Below are 22,478 nucleotides of genomic sequence, written 5' to 3' on the forward strand. Positions count from 1 at the left end.
TTAAGACCTTTGCTGTTGGGCGCGGCCCTCAGCAACCGTTACTATCGGGTGATGTTAACCCGGAATCTGTTTAGAGCGGCTCGCCGCAGCTGCTACGCCAGGAGATTTTATGCGTACACCACGTCGCCGCATACGACTTGCCCGCCTGAAGAAAACCCGGAGAAAAGTGCATCAGCGCTTTCGCCAGCGCATATTTGAGCGCGATCGTCAGGCCGAACTGGCCGCCCATCCTCAGCCGCATATTGTCGTGCTGACCGGCGCAGGCATCTCAGCGGAGTCCGGCATCCGGACCTTCCGCGCGGCTGACGGCCTGTGGGAAGAGCACCACGTTGAAGATGTTGCGACGCCCGAAGGATTTCAGCGCGATCCTGCGCTGGTGCAGCGCTTTTACAATGCGCGCCGTCAGCAATTGCAGGAGGCAGAGATTCAGCCTAACGCGGCCCATCTGGCGCTGGCGGAGCTGGAACAGGTATTAGGCGATAACTTTTTGCTGGTCACGCAAAACATCGACAATCTGCATGAGCGTGCCGGAAACAGCCGGGTGCTGCATATGCATGGTGAGCTTTTAAAAGTGCGCTGTGTCACCAGCGGTCAGGTCATTGAGTGGATCGGTGATATCACCCCGGACGATCGCTGCACCTGCTGCCAGTTTCCCTCGGCGCTGCGGCCGCACGTAGTGTGGTTTGGTGAGATGCCGCTGGGCATGGAGCAGATTTATCAGGCGCTGGAACAGGCCGATTACTTTATCGCTATCGGCACCTCAGGCCATGTCTATCCGGCGGCGGGTTTTGTCCATGAAGCCAAACTGCAGGGCGCGCATACTGTTGAGCTGAACCTGGAGCCAAGCCAGGTGGGCAACGAATTTGCCGAGCGACATTACGGCCTGGCGAGCCAAGTGGTGCCGGAGTTTGTGCATAAGCTGCTGCGCGCGCTTTATAAGTAAGCAGGGGCGGCTATGGCCGCCTCGCCGTTTTTTTGCCCGTCATTCTGATTCCAGCCGCCCGGTGTTTATCAACATTGCGAGGTTTGCCGCAACAATCTTGTAATCAGCCGTTTTTTTCGGGCTTATTGCTTTCCCAAAGGTCATCGACAGCGCTAACCTGTCTGCGAATGATTTTACGCAACGTTGTAACCGGCTGGTCTGTTAATAATACCGGATGGCACTTTTAAAGGATGAGATATGGAACAGTTACTTGAGCGCTTTTTAAGTTATGTGGCCGTTGAGACACAGGCTAAGCCGCAGGCGCGCCAGGTGCCCAGCAGTGAAGGGCAGTGGACGCTGGCGCGTCAGTTGCAGGAGGAGTTGCTGGCATTGGGTTTTGTCGATGTCTCCTTAAGCGATCACTGTTGCGTCATGGGCACGCTGCCCGCCAATGTTGACTGGCCGACGCCAGTCATCGGTTTCATCTCTCACATGGATACCTCGCCAGACTTTACGGCGAAACATGTTAATCCGCAGATCATTGAAAATTATCGCGGCGGAGACATTGCGCTGGGTAACGGCAACGAAATTCTCTCGCCGGTGATGTTCCCGGTGCTGCATAAGCTGATTGGGCATACGCTGATTACCACCGATGGCAAGACCCTGCTGGGCGCGGATGATAAAGCAGGTATTGCCGAGATTATGACGGCAATGGCGCAACTGGCTGCGAGCGATACGCCGCACGGTGCGATCCGTGTTGCCTTTACGCCCGATGAAGAGATTGGCCGCGGCACTTCTCACTTTGATGTGGAAGGCTTTGCCGCTGACTGGGCCTACACCATTGATGGCAGTGATTTAGGGGAGTTCGAATATGAGAACTTCAATGCTGCTTCGGCCACCGTCAAAATCGTCGGTAACAACGTGCACCCTGGCTCCGCCAAAGGGGTGATGGTCAATGCGCTGGATCTGGCAAACCAGTTTCATGCCGCGGTCCCGGCTAGCGAAAAACCGCAATATACTGACGGCTATCAGGGCTTCTATCATCTGCATCAGATCAAAGGCAGCGTTGAACACGCCGAGATGCTTTATATCATTCGTGACTTCGGAACGGAGAGTTTTGAACAGCGTAAACAGACGCTTCTGCAGATTGCCGCAGAGATCAACAAAACCCTGCACCCGGACTGTTCGGTCACCGTCGAGATCACCAACAGCTATCGCAACATGCGTGAAAAGGTTGAGCCGTTCCCGCACATCATCGAACTGGCTTTACAGGCGATGCGTGACTGCGGCATTGAGCCGGTAGTGAAACCGATTCGCGGCGGTACGGATGGATCGGCGCTGTCGTGGAAAGGGTTACCTTGCCCGAATATCTTCACCGGTGGCTATAACTATCACGGTAAGCATGAGTTTGCTTCGCTGAATATCATGGCGAAATCGGTGGAAGTGATTGTGCGGCTGTCAGAGCTGGCGGCGCAGAAGAAGAATTAAACTCGCAGACACAAAAAAGGCTCTCTGCCACGGCGGCAAGAGAGCCTGATTCAGTATCAGCTCAGATTATTCGTCGCCGAAGTACCAGTAACCGGCATTGACCAGATCAGCAATCTGCGCCAGTACCGACGGGTCATCCAGCGCATCGCCCAGATCGTCCAGTGTGATGCGATAGTGGCGCGCCAGGACCGCCATCACATCGGGATGTGAACACTCAACCCGCTCACCGTTGACATAGACCGCATCACCAATCGTCAGGACACGCAGGCCACCTAACCGGCTCAGGGTATCGCCCTGTTGCAGCGCATCATAAATTTCATCGGGCTGATAAGGCGGTTCCGGCGGCGCGACATCGAGTTCGTGACGTGACTGGGAAATGAATTCGCCAAACCACTGAGAGAACTGCTCCGGCTGATTGACCACATCCAGCATCAACTGACGTACGCCTTCGATCTCCTGCGGCAGAATCTGCGACGGGCAATCACGTGCAGGCACATCCGGATCGCTGAAGCGCAGGCTGCCCAGCTCATTGGCCAGCGCGTAATCCGCAAAGCCGCTGATTAATTCGCGTCCGCTGGGGGCACGGAAACCCACGGAGTAGTTCAGGGCGTTTTCCAGCGAGTAGCCTTCATGCGGGAACCCTGGCGGAATATAGAGAATATCACCCGGCTCCATCTCTTCATCGATGATGGCGTCGAATGGCTCAACCTGCAGCAGATCCGGGTGCGGGCAGTGCTGCTTCAGCGGCACCTTTTCACCGACGCGCCAGCGACGGCGACCGGCACCCTGAATAATAAAGACATCATACTGATCAAAATGGGGACCGACGCCGCCGCCCGGCACGGCAAACGACACCATCAGGTCATCAACACGCCAGTCAGGCAGGAAACGGAAAGGGCGCATCAGTGCGGCAGAGGGTTCATGCCAGTGATTGACCGCCTGTACCAGCAGCGACCAGTTGTTCTCACCCAGATGATCATAGCTCTCGAACGGGCCGTGGCTGACCTGCCATTTGCCATCCTGATGGCTGACCAGGCGGCTATCCACCTCGTTTTCCATCGCCAGACCGGCCAGTTCATCCGGTGAAAGAGGATCGACAAAGTTTTTAAAACCACGCTTCAGCACTACCGGGCGTTTCTGCCAGTAACGCTGAATAAAATCGGGCCAGTTAATATCGAGCTGATAGTCCATAAAAGGGTTCCGCTTAGGGCTGTAAATGCCAGCAAGTATAACAGCCCTGAGGGTTTTCTACTCGCGGCGATGTTCGACTTCCTGGCGCTGAAAGACCACTTCCATGCGTGTTCCGCCGAGTGCGCTGCTGGAGGCGATGACGTTGCCCTCATATTGCTCAAGAATATCGCGCACCACCGCCAGACCCAGTCCCTGACCGGGACGCAGGGTATCGGCACGCTGACCCCGGACAAACACTAAATCGCGCTTGCTCTCGGGAATGCCCGGACCATCATCGTCAATATAGAGATGGAGTGCATCTTCGCTCTGAAAAGCGCTGATTTCGATAAATTCCAGGCAATATTTGCAGGCGTTATCGAGCACGTTGCCGAGCACTTCCATAAAGTCATTCTGGTCGCCAACAAAGGTCAGCTCCGGTGAGATATCCAGCGAAATCGCCACGCCTTTACGCTGATAGACTTTGTTCAGGGCCGAGCAGAGCTTGTCAAGCAGACCGGAAACGGAATGCAGATCGCGCTGTAGCGGGTTGTGATCGGCCTGCATACTGGCGCGATGCAGATAATAACCGACCTGCTGCGAGATTCGACTAATCTGCTCCAGCATCACCGGCTCAGCCTGTTCTACCGTCAGTTCCTTGCCGTTGCGCAGCGAGCGCAGGGTGCTCTGCAACACGGCCAGCGGCGTTTTCAGGCTGTGGGTCAGGTCTGAAAGCGTGGTGCGATAGCGGGTATAGCGTTGCCGCTCATTGGTCAGCAACAGATTGAGGTTACGCACCAGACTGCGCAGTTCCTGCGGCGGATTATCCGCCAGATTTTCGCGCTGACTGGTCTCCAGTTCGCGCACCTGCTGCGTCAGCGCGCCAATCGGCCGCAGACTCCAGTGCGCCGCCAGCCACAGCAACGGAATGATCAGTATCAGGTTGGCTGCCAGCACATAGCTGAACCACGACCAGACCACATCAGAATGCTGCAACTCCTGCGGGATAGAGTCGACCACCACAATGGTGAGCGCGGGCAGATTCGTGGTGGCATCGTAACGGTTAACGGCGACCGAGTGGGTAAATGTATCGTTGCTGTCATTGTCCCAGTCGTTGAGTCGTTGCTGAGCATTCAGGTTATTGCCCATCGCCACCATGCTGGTACGGTTACTGGTATCAATCTCGTAGAAGTCAGGCTTCAGCAGCCATTCACGGCGGATCTTCTTGCGGATCTCCGGCACGTCGCGTTGCTGCCATAACAGCTTGCCGTGCTCATCGTAAATAAACACCAGCGTCGGGAAGTTGAGCGTCATCCGTTCCGGCTGGGCGATGGTGAGTTTGTTGTCGTGCCATTGCGCCAGCGTAAAAAACAGGTTGCTCTCGCCGCGCATCACGCGATAGGTGTTTTTATCGAAACTGACCACATAGCCAATCACCGCGACCATGCCGTAGGAGAGTGAGAGGAAGAGGACTATCGCTGCGGAGGCCAGCAAAAAGCGGGCGCGCAGCGAAATAGGGCGATAACGATTAAACCAGGACATGGTCAGAGATCAAAACGGTAACCCTGGCCACGCACGGTGGCGATTACGTCAGTAGGATGTAACGCCAGAATTTTTTTGCGCAGACGACCCATAAGGACATCGATGGTGTGGCTTTCACGCAGTTCAGCGTCAGGATAGAGCTGCAGCATCAGCGAGTCTTTGCTTACCACTTTGCCCGCGTTACGGATCAGCGTCTCGACAATGGTGTACTCAAAAGCAGTGAGCTTCACCGGCTGATCATTGACCGTCAGTTCACGGCGGGAGAGATCAACCTGAAACGGGGCCATATCGATGATTTGCGAGGCATGACCGCTGTTACGACGCATCAGCGCCTGCAGGCGTGCCGCGACTTCTTCAATATGAAACGGCTTGGTGACGTAGTCATCCGCACCGGCTTCCAGCGCCTCAACTTTGGCCTGCCAGCCTTCACGGGCGGTCAGCACCAGAATCGGCTGGCGCACGGCATCGCTGCGCCAGCGGCGAATCAGAGACATCCCATCTTCATCCGGCAGGCCGAGATCCACCAGCGCGATATCGGGCAGATGTTCCCGAAGAAAATAGTCAGCTTCTTTGGCGTCTTCGGCGGCATCGACCTGGTGGCCCATGTCACGTAACTGGACGGCGAGATGATGGCGCAGCAGGGCATTGTCTTCAACAACCAGAACACGCATAGGAATTCCTTACACTCTGTTTGAGTCAACCTGCAGAAAGTATACGCGAAGTGTATTAAACAAGATGTTAACGCAGACCGGACTGGGCCGGTCTGCGGCGGGCATTATTTCAGATCGTCAACCATCTGGATAGCGCGACCAATATAGTTTGCAGGCGTCATCTGCTTCAGACGCACTTTTTCCTCTTCCGGCAGCGCCAGGCTGTCGATAAAGGCCTGCATGCCGGCGGCATCGACGCGTTTACCGCGCGTCAGCTCCTTCAGCTTCTCATAAGGCTTCTCAATGCCGTAACGACGCATTACCGTCTGGATCGGCTCTGCCAGCACTTCCCAGTTGTGATCCAGTTCATCCAGCAAACGATCGCGGTTCACTTCCAGTTTCGAGATGCCTTTCAGGGTCGCCTGATAGGCGATCAGCGCATAACCGACGCCCACGCCGAGGTTACGCAGCACGGTGGAGTCGGTCAGATCGCGCTGCCAGCGTGAGACCGGCAGTTTGCTGGCCAGATGCTGCATTACCGCGTTCGCCAGGCCCAGATTGCCTTCGGAGTTTTCGAAGTCGATCGGGTTCACTTTGTGCGGCATGGTCGATGAGCCAATCTCGCCCGCAATGGTCTTCTGTTTGAAATGGTTCAGCGCCACATAACCCCAGATATCGCGATCGAAATCGATCAGGATGGTGTTAAAGCGGGCGATGCAGTCGAACATTTCGGCAATATAGTCATGCGGCTCAATCTGGGTGGTGTAAGGGTTCCAGGTGATCCCCAGCGAGGTGACGAAGTTCTCGCTCAGCGCATGCCAGTCCACTTCGGGATAGGCGGCAATGTGGGCGTTGTAATTCCCTACAGCACCGTTGATTTTGCCCAGTACTTCAATCTGTTTCAGCTGACGTAACTGACGCTCCAGGCGGTAAGCGACGTTCGCCATCTCTTTACCCATCGTCGACGGTGTAGCCGGCTGGCCGTGGGTGCGGGAGAGCAGCGGAATGTCACGATATTCGCTGGCAAGATCCTTCACAGCGTTAATCAGCTGCTGCCAGTAAGGCAGGATCACGTCACGGCGGGCTGTTTCCAGCATCAGGGCGTGCGACAGGTTGTTGATATCTTCAGAAGTACAGGCGAAGTGGATAAATTCAGAAACGGCATGCAGGGCAGAGACGTCGGCAACTTTCTCTTTCAGGAAATACTCAACCGCTTTGACGTCGTGGTTGGTGGTGCGCTCAATGGTTTTGATGCGCGCTGCATCTTCTTCGGAAAAACCGGCGACAATCGCATCAAGGAAAGCGTTTGCGTCGGCATCAAATGCAGGAACTTCCTTGATCTCTGCGGTCGCGGCCAGTTTTTGTAACCAGCGAACTTCAACCTCAACGCGGAATTTCAGCAAACCAAATTCGCTGAAAATCGCACGCAGCGGGCTGACTTTATCGCCGTAACGGCCATCGACAGGTGAGACGGCGGTCAGAGAGGATAATTCCATCAGTGCAACTCCTGAATCATTTAGCAGTGTTTTGCCGCACCGACTTAGTAAGTCAGTGGCAGCCGGGATAAGAGGGTTTTCGCTTCACGCAGCAAACGCTGACGCGAGAACATCAGTTGCAGTCGGCCACCACCGACCTGCTGCCACAATACGGCAGCACGGATACCGGCTAACAGGGTAGCGCGCACTTTACTCTGTACCTGCGTATTCTGCAGTACTGCAGGCGAACCGGTGACCTGAATACGCGGGCCAAGCGGGCTGATCACATCCACATAGATGGCAGCCATCGCGCTGAGAATGGTGTCTGACTCCAGTTCATAATGCGCCAGCTGGCGATCCAGCTGAGTGATGCGCTGGGCCAGCGTTGCCATAGCCGTTTTACTGGCGCTGAGCTTGCGCTCCAGCACCATCATGCTCAGGGTGTAACGCGTCAGTTCTGCACCTGCACCCTGGCGACTGCTGCTGTTCAGCACCGCCATCAGGGTTTCAAGTCCGAGGCGCAGGTTGGCTTCATTGTTACCAAACACCGCCAGCGTTGAGCCAGGATTGAGGTCCAGTACGCTGCGCAGCGACACGGTCAGCGCCTCCGGCTGGCAGTGACCCTGCTGAGCCAGCTGCTGCACCAGATGGGCCGACTGACAGATGCCCGCCAGCGCCAGCGTAATTTCCTGATAATTTTTCGCCACGGTTACTCCTGTTTACGCGTCATCAATGCGGGCTGAACCCGCTTACTCCGCCACTAACGGCAGACGCTGTTCGATAATACCGCCACCGAGGCAGACCTCGCCAAGGTAAAACACCGCAGACTGACCCGGCGTCACCGCTGCAACCGGCTCGTCGAAACGCACCTCAATCCGATCGTCGCCGTGTGGAATAATCTCACAGGGAATATCGGTCTGACGATAGCGGGTTTTCACGGTGCAGCGAAGCGGGGCGGTTATCGGCTGGCGATCAACCCAGTGCAGCTGCTGCGCAATCAGGCCGACGGACATCAGACGCGGATGATCGCCGCCCTGGGCGACAATCAGGCGGTTACGCGCCACATCTTTGTCGACCACATACCAGGGATCATCTTTGCTCTCTTTCAGACCGCCAATACCCAGGCCTTTACGCTGTCCCAGAGTATGGTACATCAGCCCCTGATGTTCACCGACGATCTGGCCTTCGGTGGTTTCGATTTCGCCAGGCTGAGCCGGGAGATAGCGCGCCAGGAAGTCGCGGAATTTGCGCTCACCGATAAAGCAGATGCCGGTGGAATCTTTCTTCTTCGCGGTGATAAGGTCGAGCTGTTCGGCAATGCGGCGCACCTCCGGCTTTTCCAGTTCACCAACCGGGAACAGACTTTGAGCAATCTGCTGGTGGCTCAGGGTATAGAGGAAGTAGCTCTGATCTTTGTTGCCATCCAGACCGCGCAACAGCTGGCTCTGGCCGGCCACGTCCTGACGACGCACGTAGTGACCGGTGGCGATAAAGTCTGCGCCAAGATCCTCAGCCGCGAACTCCAGGAACGCTTTGAATTTGATCTCTTTGTTGCAGAGGATATCGGGGTTGGGCGTGCGGCCCGCTTTGTACTCTTCGAGGAAATGCTCAAAGACGTTATCCCAGTATTCAGCGGCAAAGTTAACTTTGTGCAGCTTCATACCCAGCTTGTCGCACACCGCTTGCGCATCCGCCAGATCGTCCGCGGCGGTACAATACTCCTCGCCATCGTCCTCCTCCCAGTTCTTCATGAACAGGCCTTCAACCTGGTAACCCTGCTGTTGCAGTAACCAGGCGGAAACGGAAGAATCGACGCCGCCGGACATACCGACGATCACTTTTTTCTGGCTGTTATCAGACATGACACGCTCGCATTACGATAAAAAAACAGGCGGCGCATTCTATCATGCAGAAGGCAGCCGCGCACCCTCGTGAAACGGCCACCGGAACGGGCTGACCAGATGTAGCGGGTAGCGCGTGCCCTGTTGCCACAGGCGTACGCTTTCCGCGACCAGCGGCGAACGCAGGTTAGAGGCAGTGAGAATCTGCGCTGGCGGCAACCACCAGCAGCAATCGATGTCGCTGTCCTGCGGCTGGGTTGGCGCTTTTTTAGCCAGATCCACGCCAAACAGAAAACGCACAAAAGGCGTACTGTCGGGCGCGATCCACTGGTTTATCGCGATGAAATAGTGCATCTGCGTGATGATGCCGGTCTCTTCATAGAGTTCGCGCTCTGCGGCTTCCAGCAGAGTTTCATCCGCTTCAAGATGCCCGGCAGGCTGGTTCCAGGTGGGGCGACCGTTGATCGTCTCTTCCACCACCAGTAATTCACCTTCTGCCTGAACCAGACAGGCGACAGTAACATGAGGTTTAAACATCACTTCTCCGCAATTGTTAACCTGAGGTTATAAAAAACCGGTTTTCAGAGAGCACTTTCACTGAGTTCGCGCCACGCGCCCGGAGCCAGATCGTCGAGCGAATAACTCCCCATCGCGTACCGGATCAATCGCAATGTGGGAAAGCCAATGTGGGCGGTCATCCGGCGAACCTGACGATTTCGGCCTTCATACAGCGTGATTTTCAGCCACTGCGTCGGGATGTTTTTACGCTCGCGGATGGGTGGCTGACGTGGCCAGAGCCACTCAGGTTCATCCACTGTTTCTACCCCAGCGGGCAGCGTCAACCCATCTTTCAGATTAACCCCATCCCGCAAAGGCTGCAGATCCGTCTCCTGTGGCTCGCCTTCCACCTGCACATAATAGATCTTACCTGTGCGTTTGCCGGGCTGAGTCAGCGCAGCCTGCAGCGCGCCGTCGTTGGTCAGCACCATCAATCCTTCGCTGTCGCGGTCGAGGCGACCTGCGGCATAAACTTCTGCGACGCTGACAAAATCCTTCAGTGTTCGGCGGCCCGCTTCATCGGTGAATTGCGGCAACACGTCGAACGGTTTGTTAAACAGAATCACGCGGCGCGGAGCCGCAGGGCGGGCAGGGGAACGCCGCGCATCACGCGTCGGGCGGCTGAATCGTTTATCCTGGTGAATTCGTTGAGAAGTTTTTCGCATGGGCTTTGCAGTCAGAAACATTCGGCGCATTATAACGTGAAATTGCGGTGATTGGCGTGGCGGAAATATTCAAGTAGTATTGACGCGCATCTTACAAATCATTAACAAACGCCCAGGAGAGGTTAATGGAAAGCAAAGTAGTTGTTCCGGCGGAAGGTCAGAAAATCACCCTGAATCAGGGCAAGCTCACAGTGCCAAACAATCCGGTCATTCCTTACATTGAGGGTGACGGTATCGGTGTTGATGTTTCCCCGGTAATGCTGAAAGTCGTCGATGCGGCGGTGAAGAAAGCCTACAACGGCGAGCGTAAGATCTCCTGGATGGAGATTTACACCGGTGAGAAGTCAGTTGAACTCTACGGCCAGGACGTCTGGCTGCCACAGGAAACTCTCGACTTAATCAAAGAATATCGCGTGGCCATTAAAGGCCCACTGACCACCCCGGTCGGCGGCGGTATTCGTTCACTGAACGTGGCCCTGCGTCAGGAGCTTGACCTCTACGTCTGCCTGCGTCCGGTACGTTACTACAAAGGCACGCCAAGCCCGGTTAAACGTCCTGAAGAGACCGACATGGTGATCTTCCGTGAAAACTCCGAAGATATCTATGCGGGTATCGAGTGGAAAGCGGGCTCTGCCGAAGCGGACAAAGTGATCAAGTTCCTGCGCGAAGAGATGGGCGTGAAGAAAATTCGCTTCCCTGAGCAGTGCGGTATCGGCGTTAAGCCGTGTTCAGAAGCGGGCACCAAACGTCTGGTGCGCGCGGCAGTGGAATACACCATCACTAACGATCGTGATTCACTGACCCTGGTTCACAAAGGCAACATCATGAAGTTCACCGAAGGCTCTTTCAAAGACTGGGGATACCAGTTAGTGAAAGAAGAGTTCGGCGGCGAACTGATCGACGGCGGCCCGTGGATGAAGTTCAAAAACCCGAACACCGGCAAAGAGATCATCGTTAAAGATGTGATTGCTGATGCGTTCCTGCAACAGATCCTGCTGCGTCCGGCTGAGTATGACGTTATCGCCTGTATGAACCTGAACGGTGACTACATCTCTGACGCTCTGGCAGCGCAGGTTGGCGGTATTGGTATCGCACCAGGCGCCAACATCGGTGACGAGTGTGCGCTGTTCGAAGCGACCCACGGCACAGCACCTAAGTATGCAGGTCAGGATAAAGTGAACCCAGGTTCAATTATTCTGTCCGCAGAAATGATGCTGCGTCACATGGAGTGGTTCGAAGCGGCTGACCTGATTGTTAAAGGTGTTGAAGGCGCTATCGCTAACAAGACCGTGACTTACGATTTCGAACGCCTGATGGATGGCGCTAAACTGCTGAAATGTTCAGAGTTTGGTGACGCGATCATCGAAAATATGTAATCGGCTTTACGTAACATACAGCCAACACGAATGTAAAAATCGTGTTGGCTTTTTATTTCACGCCTTCTTTCCCCAAAACGCCTCCAAAACTATTTCAAAATAACCGCTCCAGGGCCACGACCCTCCACTCCACGATCATTTTTGTAACATTCAGTCATCTTCTGAGAGCTATGGCCCAGCAGTTTTGATAATCGAGCCCTTGTGCACAATAACGACGTTCAGAAAGAGAGCGTTATACGTGGAATATTGACTGTCATCTGGCAAGGTTATTTCACTGTTATTACGCGCTTTAAAGACTGCATTGTGAGTAAAGTAACCCTGATCCTGCATCAGATGATGGCAAGAGATATGATGTGCCTGAAATGAACCCGATATTTAGTCAGAGCAGCCATCATAGCAGCGGCTAAAGATCTGTTAGCGCAGAACGGTTCTGCTGAAAGTGAAAAGCGTTCAGCCACAATACGATGCTGGTCTCTCCGGTTGAAGCCGTTAAGCAGGCGGAAGAACCCGGATACTGTTCATAATGCTTTTCATCACAGAATGCGTTTCGGTAATAAAGATACGCCAGGGTACAACCTAGAAAAGAAAGCATAGGATCCAGGAAAATCGTTGCCTCAACACCTTCTGTTTTTGATCACTCGATTGCCCCATTCCCAACGTAACTGAACCTGATAAAACCGAGTCAGATAAGCTCTGATGTATAACATCGGGTGTCAAATAGCATTTTTTGTATAATAATTCTCTTTGCAAAACAAGTAATTAAAACTTGCGTGTAATCGCATTCATTTGCCCGATATGCAACATTGATCAGGATCATATTTCATTGAGATGTTGAGGCGTAGATTGCCCGTCATTAGTCACACGATGCAGCGGGATCGCTATTTGTAATCGCTTTCACATTTATTATCATTAATCTTATTGCACAAAGCATTTTGAATTTTTGACCTGTTTATGAGGCACTTTAAGTGGTTCATAAAAAAAAGTCAGGTGCTCACATCAATCCCTCAGGCTTTGAGGGGGATCAATCAATTCGTTCACAATTTTTATCGCTGAACGTAGATTGTTAATATTATTGTAATCGATTACAAAAGCGTCAGTTTATTAAACACATTCTTAAATCGGAACCTTAAGAAGGATGGTGATATTTAATTTTTAGATTTTTAAGCAGTATAGCGTTACTAAGCAAGGCACAGAATAGTTTTAATCACTCTGGTCGGGCTTCTGAAGAAATGATTATCTTTTCTGACTTACTAAGAGTTTTTAGTAATTGTCAGGATGAAATCTAAGGTTCATCGGAATGACGGGTGAGTCGAAAGGGGGGGGCAGACTTAAGAGCAATCAACGTCAGGTATTTAAAATAAAGAAACGGCGTTGCTTAAAAATATAAGGTGCAGATTTTAGTAAGTGAATAAAGGATTTTAACCCAATGTAAAAAGGCCTCGTCCATTAAGACGAGGCCTTTCAGGGATTCTGATCAAATGGCTGGCGGGCCAGAAGACAGATATCCGTTTGTGATTTACAAATCTTGACATAAATCAACTTTAGCGAGTTCATATTAATGAAGAAATCAATTATAGCTGTGGCTATTTGTGCGATCTGCAGCGGATCCATGACAACCAGTGCAAATGCGAATGTTGTCTTCTCGGGGCCAGTGCAAAGCCTATATAACACTATTGCTGCCGGGCATATGGACAATGCTGTCGCTCGCGATGTCTGGGCAACGATGAATTCTGAACAACAGGCGGAATTCAAGCGTATTGAGCACAGTCACAATATGAATTATTCCTTCGATTTAGGTAATTCTGTTGCGCCAATGGCGATCCCGCAGGCCACACCACAAGCCAGACCGCAAAAGATACCGGTTGCGCCGCAGAAGGTTCCGCAGGCTACGCCACCGCGCCCACAGTCTGTGCCGTTCGACCAGAAGGTGCCTGTTGCACCACAGCAGGTTCCGCAGGCAACGCCACCGCGTCCACAGTCCGTGCCGGTCGCCCAGAAGGTGCCTGTTGCACCGCAGCAGGTTCCGCAGGCCTCACCGGTTAAAACGCCAGCCATTACCGGCAGCTCCTATCGCGCGGCCGTTACCGGAATGCAGGCGCATCCGGCTCAGTCTGTTCCGGTTCTGGCTCCGCAGAAAATTCCGCAGGCCACGCCGCCGATGCCACATCCGCAGGCAACGCCACCGCGTCCACAGTCCGTGCCGGTTGCCCAGAAGGTGCCTGTCGCACCGCAGCAGGTTCCGCAGGCCACGCCACCGCGTCCGCAGTCCGTGCCGGTCGCCCAGAAGGTGCCTGTTGCACCACAGCAGGTTCCGCAGGCCACGCCACCGCGTCCACAGTCCGTGCCGGTCGCCCAGAAGGTGCCTGTTGCACCGCAGCAGGTTCCGCAGGCTACGCCACCGCGCCCACAGTCTGTGCCGTTCGCCCAGAAGGTGCCTGTTGCACCACAGCAGGTTCCGCAGGCAACGCCACCGCGTCCACAGTCCGTGCCGGTCGCCCAGAAGGTGCCTGTTGCACCGCAGCAGGTTCCGCAGACCTCACCGGTTAAAACGCCAGCCATTACCGGCAGCTCCTATCGCGCGGCCGTTACCGAAATGCAGGCGCATCCGGCTCAGTCTGTTCCGGTTCTGGCTCCGCAGAAAATCCCGCAGGCCACGCCGCCGATGCCACATCCGCAGGCCACGCCATCGCGTCCACAGTCCGTGCCGGTCGTCCAGAAGGTGCCTGTCGCACTGCAGCAGGTTCCGCAGACTACGCCATCGCGTTCACAGTCCGTGCCGGTCGCCCAGAAGGTGCCTGTCGCACCACAGCAGGTTCCGCAGGCAATACCGCCACGTCCGCAGTCCGTGCCGGTCGTCCAGAAGGTGCCTGTTGCACCACAGCAGATCCCGCAGGCCACGCCACCGCGTCCACAGTCCGTGCCGGTTGCCCAGAAGGAGCCTGTCGAACCGCAGCAGGTTCCACAGGCAATACCGCCACGTCCGCAGTCCGTGCCGGTCGCCCAGAAGGTGCCTGTTGCACCGCAGCAGGTTCCGCAGGCAACGCCTCCACGTCCACAGTCCGTTCCGATCGTCCAGAAGGTGCCTGTTGCACCACAGCAGATCCCGCAGGCAATGCCGCTTAAAACGCCAGCCATTACCGGCAGCACCTACCGCGCAGCCGTTACCGAAATGCAGTCGCATTCGACTCAGTCTGTTCCGCACAATGCAACTCGCACCGATACTGACGGGCAGGATATTAGTGCTAATCGTGAAAGCATCCAGACTAATGCAGCTCGCATTGATGCTGAAGGGCAGGATATTAGTATTAATCGCGAAAGCATCCAGAACAACAGCGCTCGTATTAATACAAACGGACAGGCTATTCAGTACAACGCTGCGCGTATTGATACCAATGGACAAGCCATCAGTACAAACCGAGAAAGTATTCAGCACAACAGCGCTCGCATTGATCAAAATAGCGCACGCCTCAATAGCGCTGAGAAAAGCATCAGGCACAACGCAGATCGCATCGATGAAAACAGCAAGAAAATTAAGCAAATTGGCGATAATGCCGCGGCTATGTCTTCACTGCATTTTGATGCGAATCATAATAGCTGGGCGCTTTCTACCGGCACTGCAAACGGCGAAGGTGCAGGCTTCGCGGCTGGCATTCAGAAAGGTGTAACCGAACACTCAGCCGTATCCATCCAGGCTTCTACCGATTCTTACGGTGGCTGGATGGCAGGCGCAGGCGTACACGGGGACTTCTGAAAATGGCCCGCTTCGGCGGGCTGTTTTAGTGGGTGTTGTCAGCGTGAACAAGTGGAATGTGAACACCATGGGTTAATTCCGGTTTATTGGCGCTGTAATAATTGGTTAGGTTTATTCGGCTTCTGGCGTTCTGTCTGGCAATAACGTTATCGCTTATTGCGCAAGGACTCGCTATTCAGAACTTTGGGAATTTGCCAGGTTTTCATTTTTTATCAGAGTAATGGATTGATTAATAGCGCGCGGTTAATGCGCTGGAGTGAAAGGGCTCTTCTGGCGGCATGTACAGTTTTCATGCCGGGTTTATTCATTTTTGAGCGTCGCGGCATTATTGCAAGCAATTCAGGCAGAGATGTGATGAATACTGAAAAAGTTAAAGCGTGGTTGATGGTGCATGCAAATGGCACTGAGTTAGTCACACAGCATAAAAAGCATGCGCTCACAGTTGCGCAACTGAAATTCTGGACGGTTTATCCATTGATACCTACAGCAGGAAGCCATGTGGTGAACCTCCGAGCCCAGGGCCAGAGTAAAGCGCCAGCAATGAATGACAAATGTTAAAGCACAGGGCGATGAGCCTTTGTTTTGTGACGTCGACCTGCCGGCAACTAAACATGCTTACTTCCTGCCATTACCTGCGGGCATGCCTGACGAAATTTCATTAACGTTTGAAGCAAAATAGGGCTGTAACATGAAAAAATTTTTGATTGTAGGTGCATTACTTGCGCTAACCGGCTGCTCGTCTTCCGCGTCTCGTATGGCCGGGAGCGAAGCACAAGGCGTAATCCGTGATGCGTGCTATCTGGCTGAACAGAACCGCCAGGTGGCGATGGTGGACGTAGCCGGGAAACAGGCTCCGGAAAATGCACAGTTCGCCCAGGAAGCGCATAAGTCTGCTGCCAAAACGTGGCGGTATAAAGACGTGGTCGTCTCCCGCGATAAACTGGGCATTGTGAGCATAGACGGTAAACCGGCCGTAATGACTGAAGAAAATAAGGGGAATCAGGTCTTTGCGACAGGTATCAATAATGTGATTTTTTACAAAAACGGTAAAGTCGCATTAATGCAAAATGGCCAGTTTGAGGGCTGGATGAAGTGAGACAGGGTGAAGATTTGAAATTTATTTGCCAACTGCATCAGGAAACAATGCAGGCCATGGAGAAACAGATTCGTGACGAACGTGAAGTGTTTTTTCTGGCGGTAGGGATGTGGAAACAAATCTTTGTCACGCTTGCTTTAGTTGCGGTCGCTATTGTCCTGGTCGAATGCCTGCGCTGGACCTGCACTCACTGACATAAGAGTTAGTTAAACCTGTTTTAAGGGAGCCCGCTTCTCTTTGACACCGAAAGGAGAGGGTTCCTCACAGTGTGCCATTTAATTCTTTCTCTGACGTTATCGAGTCGGGAAACGTGAATCTGGCCTGTCGCGGTCTGGACAGTCTTTTTTCAATTCAGCTTTAATCACGTCGTCTGCGGCATGTTCAGTCAGCCGTTTGAATCTGAATCTGAGTTTCAGTCCGTCATCAGAACAGTTATGCCTTTCTGCAAGCGCTACCGCGGCGCTGTAGGCATTGTAACAACGGGTCACATCCGTCACTTTACGCTAACACTGACTGAACAGCGTAAACGCGGTGTCGGGATGTGCAGTCAGATAGGCAATTTGCGGATTGTTTCTTACCTGGTCAAGGATACCCGGTAAGGTCAGATAACTCAGCAAGATCGCCAGTGTGGTGATGATATAAATAAAATACTTATAAGGCACCGGGTCTCCTTCTTGCTGGCGCAGTTTTTTTACCGAGCGCGGATGGTGACAGACTGTCGCTAAATACGATATCAACCAAAGCGTAATACCCGTTCCCTGACACGAGGCTCAGCGATTGTCCACCAGGCAGGCTGGCGTAAACTGCTTTGCAGGTTAATAGTCATAGTAGCAATTATTGTTAAGTCCGGCGTGCCGCATAATGAGATGATTCTTACGCCCCTTCAAGAGCTAAGCCATTACGAGTGCCGGAGATAAGCGCCGGATGGGGCATGTTTCTTTTTTTGTTCTGTCAGCTCTGCCGCCTGTCTTCTCTCTCCCCAGCCAGATCTATTTCTGCTGTTCCCGTCAGGGAACCATCCGCAATCCACGCTGACTAATGGCTGACGTATGCCGTCACGTTTATCCCATCAACGGGGAACGCTGTGATGTGTTTCATGTTTAGCCTGTGCGCAGAGGATGTCAGACATGCGGGTTTTAATTATTTGTCGGGATAATATTGGCGACACCTTACTGACCACGCCGCTGATCAGTGCGCTGGCGCATTCGGGGCAGCATCAGGTCGACGTGCTGACTAACAATTACGCTGCGCCAGTGTTGCAGCATAATCCCGATATCCGGCAGCTCTTCTATTACACCAAACTGCATCACCGTGTGGCAGGGCAGGGACGACTGGCCTGTCTCTTACAGCGACTGAAGCTGATGCTGACGCTGAAAAAACAGCGTTACGATGTAGTAATTCTGGCAAAAAGCCGCTGGGATCAGCATGGCCTGAAGTGGGTTAAAACAGTGCGTCCCGCCAGAGTGATCGCACTGGGCCATCCCCATCCGCTGATTACCGATCTGTTGCCGCCACCCAGCCAGTCGCCGTGTCATATCAGTGAAACCCTGTTTAGCCTGGGGCGGCCTTTCAATCTCAGCGTCACAGCGCCAGGCAAACTGACGCTGCTGCCGGATGCGGCAATCGCTGCCAGCCTGCGTGACACCTGTGCGATCGATCCCGCTGTTCCGGTCTATGCATTGCAAATCAGCGCCCGCAAGCCGAGCCAGCAGTGGGAAGCCGCGCGGTTTGCCGGGCTGGCTGAAAAAATCGCGGCGCGTCATCCCTGCCAGATAATGCTGCTCTGGTCACCCGGCAGCCGTGATAATCCGCGTCATCCGGGAGATGATGAAAAAGCGCGTGAAATTATGGCGCTCTGCCCCCATCTGCCGATCAAAGCGGTGGCTACCACCAGCCTGCCGCAGTTGATTGCAGCAATGTCGTTGTGTCAGGGGCTGGTGAGCAGTGATGGCGGGGCAATGCACATTGGCGCGGCGCTGGGATTGCCGGTCGTCGCGCTGTTTGGCGACAGCGATCCGGCGTGCTGGCACCCGTGGCAGGTTAATTATCAGGTGCTGCAACCGGCGTCACGTGAGGTCAACGCGCTGAGCAGCAGCGAGGTCTATGACGCCTTCGCCCATACCATTACTCAGTAATCCTCTTCAGGCCAGCGTCCCAGTCTGGCCGCTTCACACAGCATGGCGACCGTCAGTGGACGATAAGGCTGTGCTGTGCCCGCAGTAAGCCAGCTTGCCACTGCAAAGCGACGTCGGCGCGGCTCCGGAAAATAGCGGGCTTCATCATAGTGTTCTGAACAGACGCCGAAAGTGATAAAAAAGTCACTCATCAGAATGGCAAAATCCACCTCACTCAGCGGTAACTGCTGCAGATGAAATCCCGTCCGATCCACTTTCCGGAACCAGCCCAGTGCGGTTGGCTGATTGTGGTACTCAATCAGCGCAATGATGGATTGAGAAAGGTCGTTCATTACCCCACCAGCTTCGCCACGGCCTGCCCGACCTCATCGGCCTTGATCGTTGCCATCGGATGCTGTGAGGCGGTTTTATCCGGGCGATGAATAATGATGTGGCGATCGCTGTCCTGGCAGGGACCGGTATAGCGCGGATTGGCGGTGGAGAACAGGCTGACCGTCGGCGTCTGCGCGGCCACGGCGATGTGCAGTGGACCGGTGTCCCCGGTAACCAGCACATCCAGCGTGCGAATCAGGCTAATCAGGCCGCTGAGATTCGTTTTACCCGCCATCGGCGTCACACGCTGACGGCAGTGCAGTGGCAGGCTTTCAATAAATTCCTGCTCAAGAGGCTGCTCAGCGGCGGTGCCGGTAACGATAATTTCCGTGTCAGGCCAGCCTTCAAGCAAGGCTGTCGCCAGCTGGTTAAAGGAGGCCAGCGGCCAGCGGCGAATATCTTTTGATGCCCCTAACTGAAAACCGATACGGCGATGGTCAGCCTTTGCAGTCGGACTGTTGTTCAGTTCTGGAAGGTGCATCCGGGTCTGCTCTGTCTCTGCGCCCAGGACTTCAATCAGTTTCAGCTTACGCTTGATGGTATGGTCATCAAAATAACCTGAATAGTGAGCGAGATATTTATTTAGCAGAGGCGACTCGCGGCCGTAATGATCGCGCACAATCACCTTACTGCCGGTCAGTACCGAACTCATAATATCGTAGGGGAAATGGGCGTGTAATATTACTGACAGGTCAGGTTTCTGGCGGCGCAGTTTGAAAAACAATGGTAAAAAATTCGCCAGTTTGTTATCCCAGATATAGATCTTATCAAACCAGTTATAACGGCTGACAAGATCCTTATTTTTCTTGCTGGAAACCAGAATAAACTTGCTGGTGGGAAAGCGATTTTTCAGGCTCCAGATAGCCGGCGTATTCATCAGAAAGTCGCCCAGTGCCGTGGTGGAGTAAATCACCACTGTTTGTGGGGCCAGGTCTTGCAAGGCCTGTGGTTTTGTTCTGCTGGAAAATCGAGAATAGAGCGTTAAAAGTCGGTCTATCAGATAAATCTTTTTTTTCTTCACGTCTGAATTCTCTTGAACGTATCAATAATATTTAACAAAAGGTGTTGTGAGTTATTAGAGAATATTTCTGCGGCTAAAGTTCATTGTTAAGGATTATTTTTTCGCGACCGTAGACATTTCGTTTAAATTGTTTCCACAATTTTAATGTTGTTTATTCCGGGTATATATACAGAATTGTGTAAAGGAAGTAAGGGATTATTAAAAAGAGATGGGATGATTCTTATAAAAAGGAAACTATGGGAAATTTTCTAATTCCGGCCATAACTAATAGCAGGTTAATTATTAGCGGAATTATTCTATGAGTCCTATGTATTGCAAAATACACGATAAAAAAAACCCGGCACGTGTGCCGGGGCAGGGTATTACGATTGTGGCTGTCCCACCGGGCCTGAACCCAGCGTACCGCCCGGTGACGACTGACCGCTTGGTGCATGAGGGCGGCCATCATCTTTAATCGCGTCGCTCTTCTGCGAGCAGCCCGCCAGAGAGGTTAAGGTTGCTGCAACCAGCAACAGGGCAGGAATTGTTTTCATAAGGTCACCTTGATGTTGTCAGAAAGAGACGAAACCAGACTAAGCATAGATACTTACCGCAACCCGACCTGAAAAGGCTTATCTTTCAGATGTTTCTCAGCCGGCGGAAGGCATCCAGGCAAAAAAAACGGAAGCCAGTGGCTCCCGTTCTGTTGACGTTCAGCGCGATTACTTGCGGCCCAGCAGGAAGCCGATAAATACGCCAACGCCTGCAGCAACGGCCAGACCTGCAACAGGATTGGATTGAACCTGATCCTTGATACAGTCAGCAGCATCGCGGGCAGCATAGCTTGCCTGGTTGGTGTAACGGCGTGCTGCGCCTTTAGCCTGATGCTCAGATGAACCGGTTGCTGCACCCCATTGTTCCTGAACTGCGCCAGCGGCTTCTTTTACTTTATCTTCGATTTTTCCTGACATTTATTGCTCCTTGGTTTTGAGTGAGACCCTCAAAGCGTAGCAAAGATAGTGAATTCTGCTCCTCCAGCGGAGGAAAATGGGCTAAAAAATCATTTCTGGCTGTTAATGGCGCTGCGTTTGCGGGTAAGAGATTTACTGTCTAGCCTTTGGAAAGAGAGGCGCACTCAGGCGCTGCCACAGCCATAGTTAAAGCTACAGCCGGAGGATAAGCAATGAAACGTGATGCACTGAATGATGACGACTATGACGAAGTCTGCCGGGTCATTGGCGATGCGGTCATTGTGCTGTCGGAGCGCGGCCATGACACCCGCCGTGGCGAAATCTACGACCTGCTTAAACGTATACGTCAGCAGCGGGCCCACAGTGAACGGGATGAGCAGCGGATGCTGGATCATGCTATCCGGCTGATTAAGCCTGAGATATAGCATAGTGCGGAAACGCTGCGCTACTGCAGCAGCACGCCCTGAATCAGACTGGCCTCAACAATCGTAACCTCATTAATTTTCAGCGCCTGCATATAACCTTCAACCAGTAAGAGATTGCTGACATCAGTGGCCCGGTAGTCGCCCGGGAGTTCACTGTCGCCTTTCCAGACCTGCTGCTGCGACAGCTGACTTAATGCCGTCAGACTGTAACGATGGGGTTTGCCCGGTAACTGATTGCGGATTGAAAAACCATGGACGCCGCCGATGCCAATGACCTGACGGCTCGCCAGATCCTGTTTAATCTGCGGGCTGACCTCATTAGCGGCATAAAATTGCACAAAGCGCAGCACCGACTGCCGCCATGAGCCAATCGGGTTAGGGGATCTGGCCTCCGGGCTGTTCTTCAGCACCGTCAGAATAAAGTTTTTCAGCGTTACCGAGGCCAGTTTGCCCTGATAGATATCTGCAACCGGCTGACCCGCCTGCTGTCGCCAGGCAGTCATCTGCATCGATCCTCCACCAATATCCCAGACCAGCAGCTGCTCATCACGGATCGCCGGATCGTTAAGCGCGGCTTTGGCCGAGAGGAAACCGAGTTTCGCTTCCTGCTGCTGCGAGATGATGCTGATTTGCGCACCGGTCTGGCGCTGCAACTGTTCGATGACCGCCTGACCGTTGCTGGCGTTGCGGAACACCGCGGTGGCAACGCCGCTGATCCGCTGTGGATGAAAGCGCTGTGCCTGCGTTAAAAGCTGCTGCAGGGCGGCGGCACCTTCTTGAGTCATCGCCGGGCTGAGCTGATTATCTGTTGAGTGCGCTAAGGCCTCGTTCCAGGCCACGGCGCGCTGATCCTGATACAGCATCTTTTCGATGCGCAGCTGGCAGACATTGACACGGGCTACCGCAATTTTGGTGGTGCCGGAACCGATATCCAGACCGGCGCGGATTTGCTGGCAGCGATCGGCCTGGGCAGCAGCGGCAAAAAACAGTGAGCAGAACAGCGTGACAGCAGACAGCGCAGCAGAACGCATAGCGACTCCGGGG

Annotated in this window: 23 protein-coding genes; 9 read left to right on the forward strand and 14 right to left on the reverse strand. The window is 53.6% G+C overall.

The annotated features are described in order from the left end of the window. Positions 1-109 precede the first annotated feature (109 nt). Together cobB and pepT are read left to right on the forward strand one after the other, a co-directional pair. On the forward strand, positions 110-943 hold the full coding sequence (cobB, locus tag FOV68_RS09040; RefSeq protein ID WP_143990632.1) for a Sir2 family NAD+-dependent deacetylase: 834 nt from the start codon (positions 110-112) through the stop codon (positions 941-943). A gap of 237 nt (positions 944-1,180) precedes the next feature. Continuing rightward, entirely contained in the window at positions 1,181-2,410 is a 1,230-nt protein-coding gene (gene pepT / locus FOV68_RS09045; protein WP_143990633.1) for a peptidase T, read from the forward strand. A gap of 66 nt (positions 2,411-2,476) precedes the next feature. Here pepT and FOV68_RS09050 read toward each other — a convergent pair whose 3' ends face one another. The 8 genes from FOV68_RS09050 to rluE all read right to left on the reverse strand — a co-directional run bounded on the left by FOV68_RS09050 (position 2,477) and on the right by rluE (position 10,329). Next, positions 2,477-3,601, reverse strand: coding sequence for a cupin domain-containing protein (locus FOV68_RS09050; RefSeq protein ID WP_083068362.1), 1,125 nt, complete (start codon positions 3,599-3,601; stop codon positions 2,477-2,479). Between the two features lie 57 nt (positions 3,602-3,658). Continuing rightward, positions 3,659-5,119 carry a two-component system sensor histidine kinase PhoQ gene (gene phoQ, locus FOV68_RS09055; RefSeq protein ID WP_143990634.1) on the reverse strand — a complete coding sequence of 487 codons (1,461 nt, stop codon included), beginning with the start codon at positions 5,117-5,119 and terminating at the stop codon, positions 3,659-3,661. A gap of 2 nt (positions 5,120-5,121) precedes the next feature. Beyond that, positions 5,122-5,790 carry a two-component system response regulator PhoP gene (gene phoP / locus FOV68_RS09060; protein WP_031593449.1) on the reverse strand — a complete coding sequence of 223 codons (669 nt, stop codon included), beginning with the start codon at positions 5,788-5,790 and terminating at the stop codon, positions 5,122-5,124. 104 nt (positions 5,791-5,894) lie between these two features. Then, the gene (gene purB, locus FOV68_RS09065; RefSeq protein ID WP_143990635.1) at positions 5,895-7,265 is read right to left on the reverse strand and encodes an adenylosuccinate lyase; all 1,371 of its coding nucleotides are present in this window, start codon (positions 7,263-7,265) and stop codon (positions 5,895-5,897) included. 44 nt (positions 7,266-7,309) lie between these two features. Next, on the reverse strand, positions 7,310-7,951 hold the full coding sequence (gene hflD / locus FOV68_RS09070; protein ID WP_010246266.1) for a high frequency lysogenization protein HflD: 642 nt from the start codon (positions 7,949-7,951) through the stop codon (positions 7,310-7,312). Positions 7,952-7,993: 42 nt separating this feature from the next. Further along, on the reverse strand, positions 7,994-9,106 hold the full coding sequence (mnmA, locus tag FOV68_RS09075) for a tRNA 2-thiouridine(34) synthase MnmA (protein WP_010669869.1): 1,113 nt from the start codon (positions 9,104-9,106) through the stop codon (positions 7,994-7,996). 42 nt (positions 9,107-9,148) lie between these two features. Beyond that, positions 9,149-9,622 carry an NUDIX domain-containing protein gene (locus tag FOV68_RS09080; protein ID WP_143990636.1) on the reverse strand — a complete coding sequence of 158 codons (474 nt, stop codon included), beginning with the start codon at positions 9,620-9,622 and terminating at the stop codon, positions 9,149-9,151. Positions 9,623-9,666: 44 nt separating this feature from the next. Continuing rightward, positions 9,667-10,329, reverse strand: coding sequence for a 23S rRNA pseudouridine(2457) synthase RluE (gene rluE / locus FOV68_RS09085; protein ID WP_143990637.1), 663 nt, complete (start codon positions 10,327-10,329; stop codon positions 9,667-9,669). 104 nt (positions 10,330-10,433) lie between these two features. On the opposite strand from rluE, the gene icd reads away from it, so the two are divergent. From icd to FOV68_RS09110, 5 genes are all read left to right on the forward strand, one after another. Next, positions 10,434-11,684 carry an NADP-dependent isocitrate dehydrogenase gene (icd, locus tag FOV68_RS09090; protein WP_010246256.1) on the forward strand — a complete coding sequence of 417 codons (1,251 nt, stop codon included), beginning with the start codon at positions 10,434-10,436 and terminating at the stop codon, positions 11,682-11,684. 1,723 nt (positions 11,685-13,407) lie between these two features. Then, on the forward strand, positions 13,408-15,435 hold the full coding sequence (locus tag FOV68_RS09095) for a hypothetical protein (RefSeq protein ID WP_143990638.1): 2,028 nt from the start codon (positions 13,408-13,410) through the stop codon (positions 15,433-15,435). Positions 15,436-15,681: 246 nt separating this feature from the next. Next, positions 15,682-15,993: a hypothetical protein gene (locus tag FOV68_RS09100; protein ID WP_143990639.1), complete on the forward strand. Its 312-nt coding sequence runs from the start codon at positions 15,682-15,684 to the stop codon at positions 15,991-15,993. A 130-nt stretch (positions 15,994-16,123) separates the two neighbouring features. After that, positions 16,124-16,531: a hypothetical protein gene (locus FOV68_RS09105; RefSeq protein WP_143990640.1), complete on the forward strand. Its 408-nt coding sequence runs from the start codon at positions 16,124-16,126 to the stop codon at positions 16,529-16,531. A gap of 14 nt (positions 16,532-16,545) precedes the next feature. Further along, positions 16,546-16,725 (forward strand): hypothetical protein, encoded by a 180-nt coding sequence (locus FOV68_RS09110; protein WP_143990641.1) that lies wholly within the window; start codon positions 16,546-16,548, stop codon positions 16,723-16,725. Positions 16,726-17,034: 309 nt separating this feature from the next. On the opposite strand, the gene FOV68_RS24020 is transcribed toward FOV68_RS09110, so the two are convergent. Next, positions 17,035-17,193, reverse strand: coding sequence for a hypothetical protein (locus tag FOV68_RS24020; protein WP_186289725.1), 159 nt, complete (start codon positions 17,191-17,193; stop codon positions 17,035-17,037). A gap of 465 nt (positions 17,194-17,658) precedes the next feature. On the opposite strand from FOV68_RS24020, the gene FOV68_RS09115 reads away from it, so the two are divergent. Beyond that, on the forward strand, positions 17,659-18,666 hold the full coding sequence (locus FOV68_RS09115) for a glycosyltransferase family 9 protein (protein WP_143990642.1): 1,008 nt from the start codon (positions 17,659-17,661) through the stop codon (positions 18,664-18,666). Here the strand turns inward: FOV68_RS09115 and FOV68_RS09120 are convergent. From FOV68_RS09120 to FOV68_RS09130, 4 genes are all read right to left on the reverse strand, one after another. After that, entirely contained in the window at positions 18,660-18,998 is a 339-nt protein-coding gene (locus tag FOV68_RS09120; protein ID WP_143990643.1) for a DUF1493 family protein, read from the reverse strand. The two genes, FOV68_RS09115 and FOV68_RS09120, sit on opposite strands and share 7 nt — an antisense overlap. Next, positions 18,998-20,059, reverse strand: a complete 1,062-nt coding sequence (locus tag FOV68_RS09125; protein ID WP_143990644.1) for a glycosyltransferase family 9 protein — start codon at positions 20,057-20,059, stop codon at positions 18,998-19,000. The genes FOV68_RS09120 and FOV68_RS09125 overlap by 1 nt, the downstream gene beginning before the upstream one ends. Positions 20,060-20,421: 362 nt before the next feature. After that, positions 20,422-20,592: a hypothetical protein gene (locus FOV68_RS24025; RefSeq protein ID WP_010246238.1), complete on the reverse strand. Its 171-nt coding sequence runs from the start codon at positions 20,590-20,592 to the stop codon at positions 20,422-20,424. Positions 20,593-20,760: 168 nt separating this feature from the next. Then, complete coding sequence (locus FOV68_RS09130) at positions 20,761-21,009, reverse strand: YqjD family protein (protein ID WP_010246235.1); 249 nt, start codon at positions 21,007-21,009, stop codon at positions 20,761-20,763. A gap of 212 nt (positions 21,010-21,221) precedes the next feature. On the opposite strand from FOV68_RS09130, the gene FOV68_RS09135 reads away from it, so the two are divergent. Beyond that, positions 21,222-21,434 carry a DUF2767 family protein gene (locus FOV68_RS09135; RefSeq protein ID WP_069026087.1) on the forward strand — a complete coding sequence of 71 codons (213 nt, stop codon included), beginning with the start codon at positions 21,222-21,224 and terminating at the stop codon, positions 21,432-21,434. A 20-nt stretch (positions 21,435-21,454) separates the two neighbouring features. On the opposite strand, the gene FOV68_RS09140 is transcribed toward FOV68_RS09135, so the two are convergent. Next, the gene (locus FOV68_RS09140) at positions 21,455-22,465 is read right to left on the reverse strand and encodes a Ppx/GppA phosphatase family protein (RefSeq protein WP_143990645.1); all 1,011 of its coding nucleotides are present in this window, start codon (positions 22,463-22,465) and stop codon (positions 21,455-21,457) included. Positions 22,466-22,478 lie beyond the last annotated feature (13 nt).

It is taken from the genome of Pantoea sp. paga (assembly GCF_007558755.1).
GTDB lineage: Bacteria > Pseudomonadota > Gammaproteobacteria > Enterobacterales > Enterobacteriaceae > Pantoea > Pantoea agglomerans.

Excerpts from the sequence above, each read along its gene's own strand:
- pepT (WP_143990633.1), top strand. The coding sequence starts at position 1,181 with ATGGAACAGTTACTTGAGCGCTTTTTAAGTTATGTGGCCGTTGAGACA.
- FOV68_RS09130 (WP_010246235.1), bottom strand. The coding sequence starts at position 21,009 with ATGTCAGGAAAAATCGAAGATAAAGTAAAAGAAGCCGCTGGCGCAGTT.
- FOV68_RS09105 (WP_143990640.1), top strand. The coding sequence starts at position 16,124 with ATGAAAAAATTTTTGATTGTAGGTGCATTACTTGCGCTAACCGGCTGC.
- icd (WP_010246256.1), top strand. The coding sequence starts at position 10,434 with ATGGAAAGCAAAGTAGTTGTTCCGGCGGAAGGTCAGAAAATCACCCTG.
- cobB (WP_143990632.1), top strand. The coding sequence starts at position 110 with ATGCGTACACCACGTCGCCGCATACGACTTGCCCGCCTGAAGAAAACC.
- FOV68_RS09120 (WP_143990643.1), bottom strand. The coding sequence starts at position 18,998 with ATGAACGACCTTTCTCAATCCATCATTGCGCTGATTGAGTACCACAAT.
- FOV68_RS09100 (WP_143990639.1), top strand. The coding sequence starts at position 15,682 with ATGCGCTGGAGTGAAAGGGCTCTTCTGGCGGCATGTACAGTTTTCATG.
- FOV68_RS09140 (WP_143990645.1), bottom strand. The coding sequence starts at position 22,465 with ATGCGTTCTGCTGCGCTGTCTGCTGTCACGCTGTTCTGCTCACTGTTT.
- rluE (WP_143990637.1), bottom strand. The coding sequence starts at position 10,329 with ATGTTTCTGACTGCAAAGCCCATGCGAAAAACTTCTCAACGAATTCAC.
- FOV68_RS09115 (WP_143990642.1), top strand. The coding sequence starts at position 17,659 with ATGCGGGTTTTAATTATTTGTCGGGATAATATTGGCGACACCTTACTG.
- purB (WP_143990635.1), bottom strand. The coding sequence starts at position 7,265 with ATGGAATTATCCTCTCTGACCGCCGTCTCACCTGTCGATGGCCGTTAC.
- phoQ (WP_143990634.1), bottom strand. The coding sequence starts at position 5,119 with ATGTCCTGGTTTAATCGTTATCGCCCTATTTCGCTGCGCGCCCGCTTT.
- FOV68_RS09095 (WP_143990638.1), top strand. The coding sequence starts at position 13,408 with ATGAATTCTGAACAACAGGCGGAATTCAAGCGTATTGAGCACAGTCAC.
- mnmA (WP_010669869.1), bottom strand. The coding sequence starts at position 9,106 with ATGTCTGATAACAGCCAGAAAAAAGTGATCGTCGGTATGTCCGGCGGC.
- FOV68_RS09050 (WP_083068362.1), bottom strand. The coding sequence starts at position 3,601 with ATGGACTATCAGCTCGATATTAACTGGCCCGATTTTATTCAGCGTTAC.
- FOV68_RS24025 (WP_010246238.1), bottom strand. The coding sequence starts at position 20,592 with ATGAAAACAATTCCTGCCCTGTTGCTGGTTGCAGCAACCTTAACCTCT.
- FOV68_RS09080 (WP_143990636.1), bottom strand. The coding sequence starts at position 9,622 with ATGTTTAAACCTCATGTTACTGTCGCCTGTCTGGTTCAGGCAGAAGGT.
- phoP (WP_031593449.1), bottom strand. The coding sequence starts at position 5,790 with ATGCGTGTTCTGGTTGTTGAAGACAATGCCCTGCTGCGCCATCATCTC.
- FOV68_RS09135 (WP_069026087.1), top strand. The coding sequence starts at position 21,222 with ATGAAACGTGATGCACTGAATGATGACGACTATGACGAAGTCTGCCGG.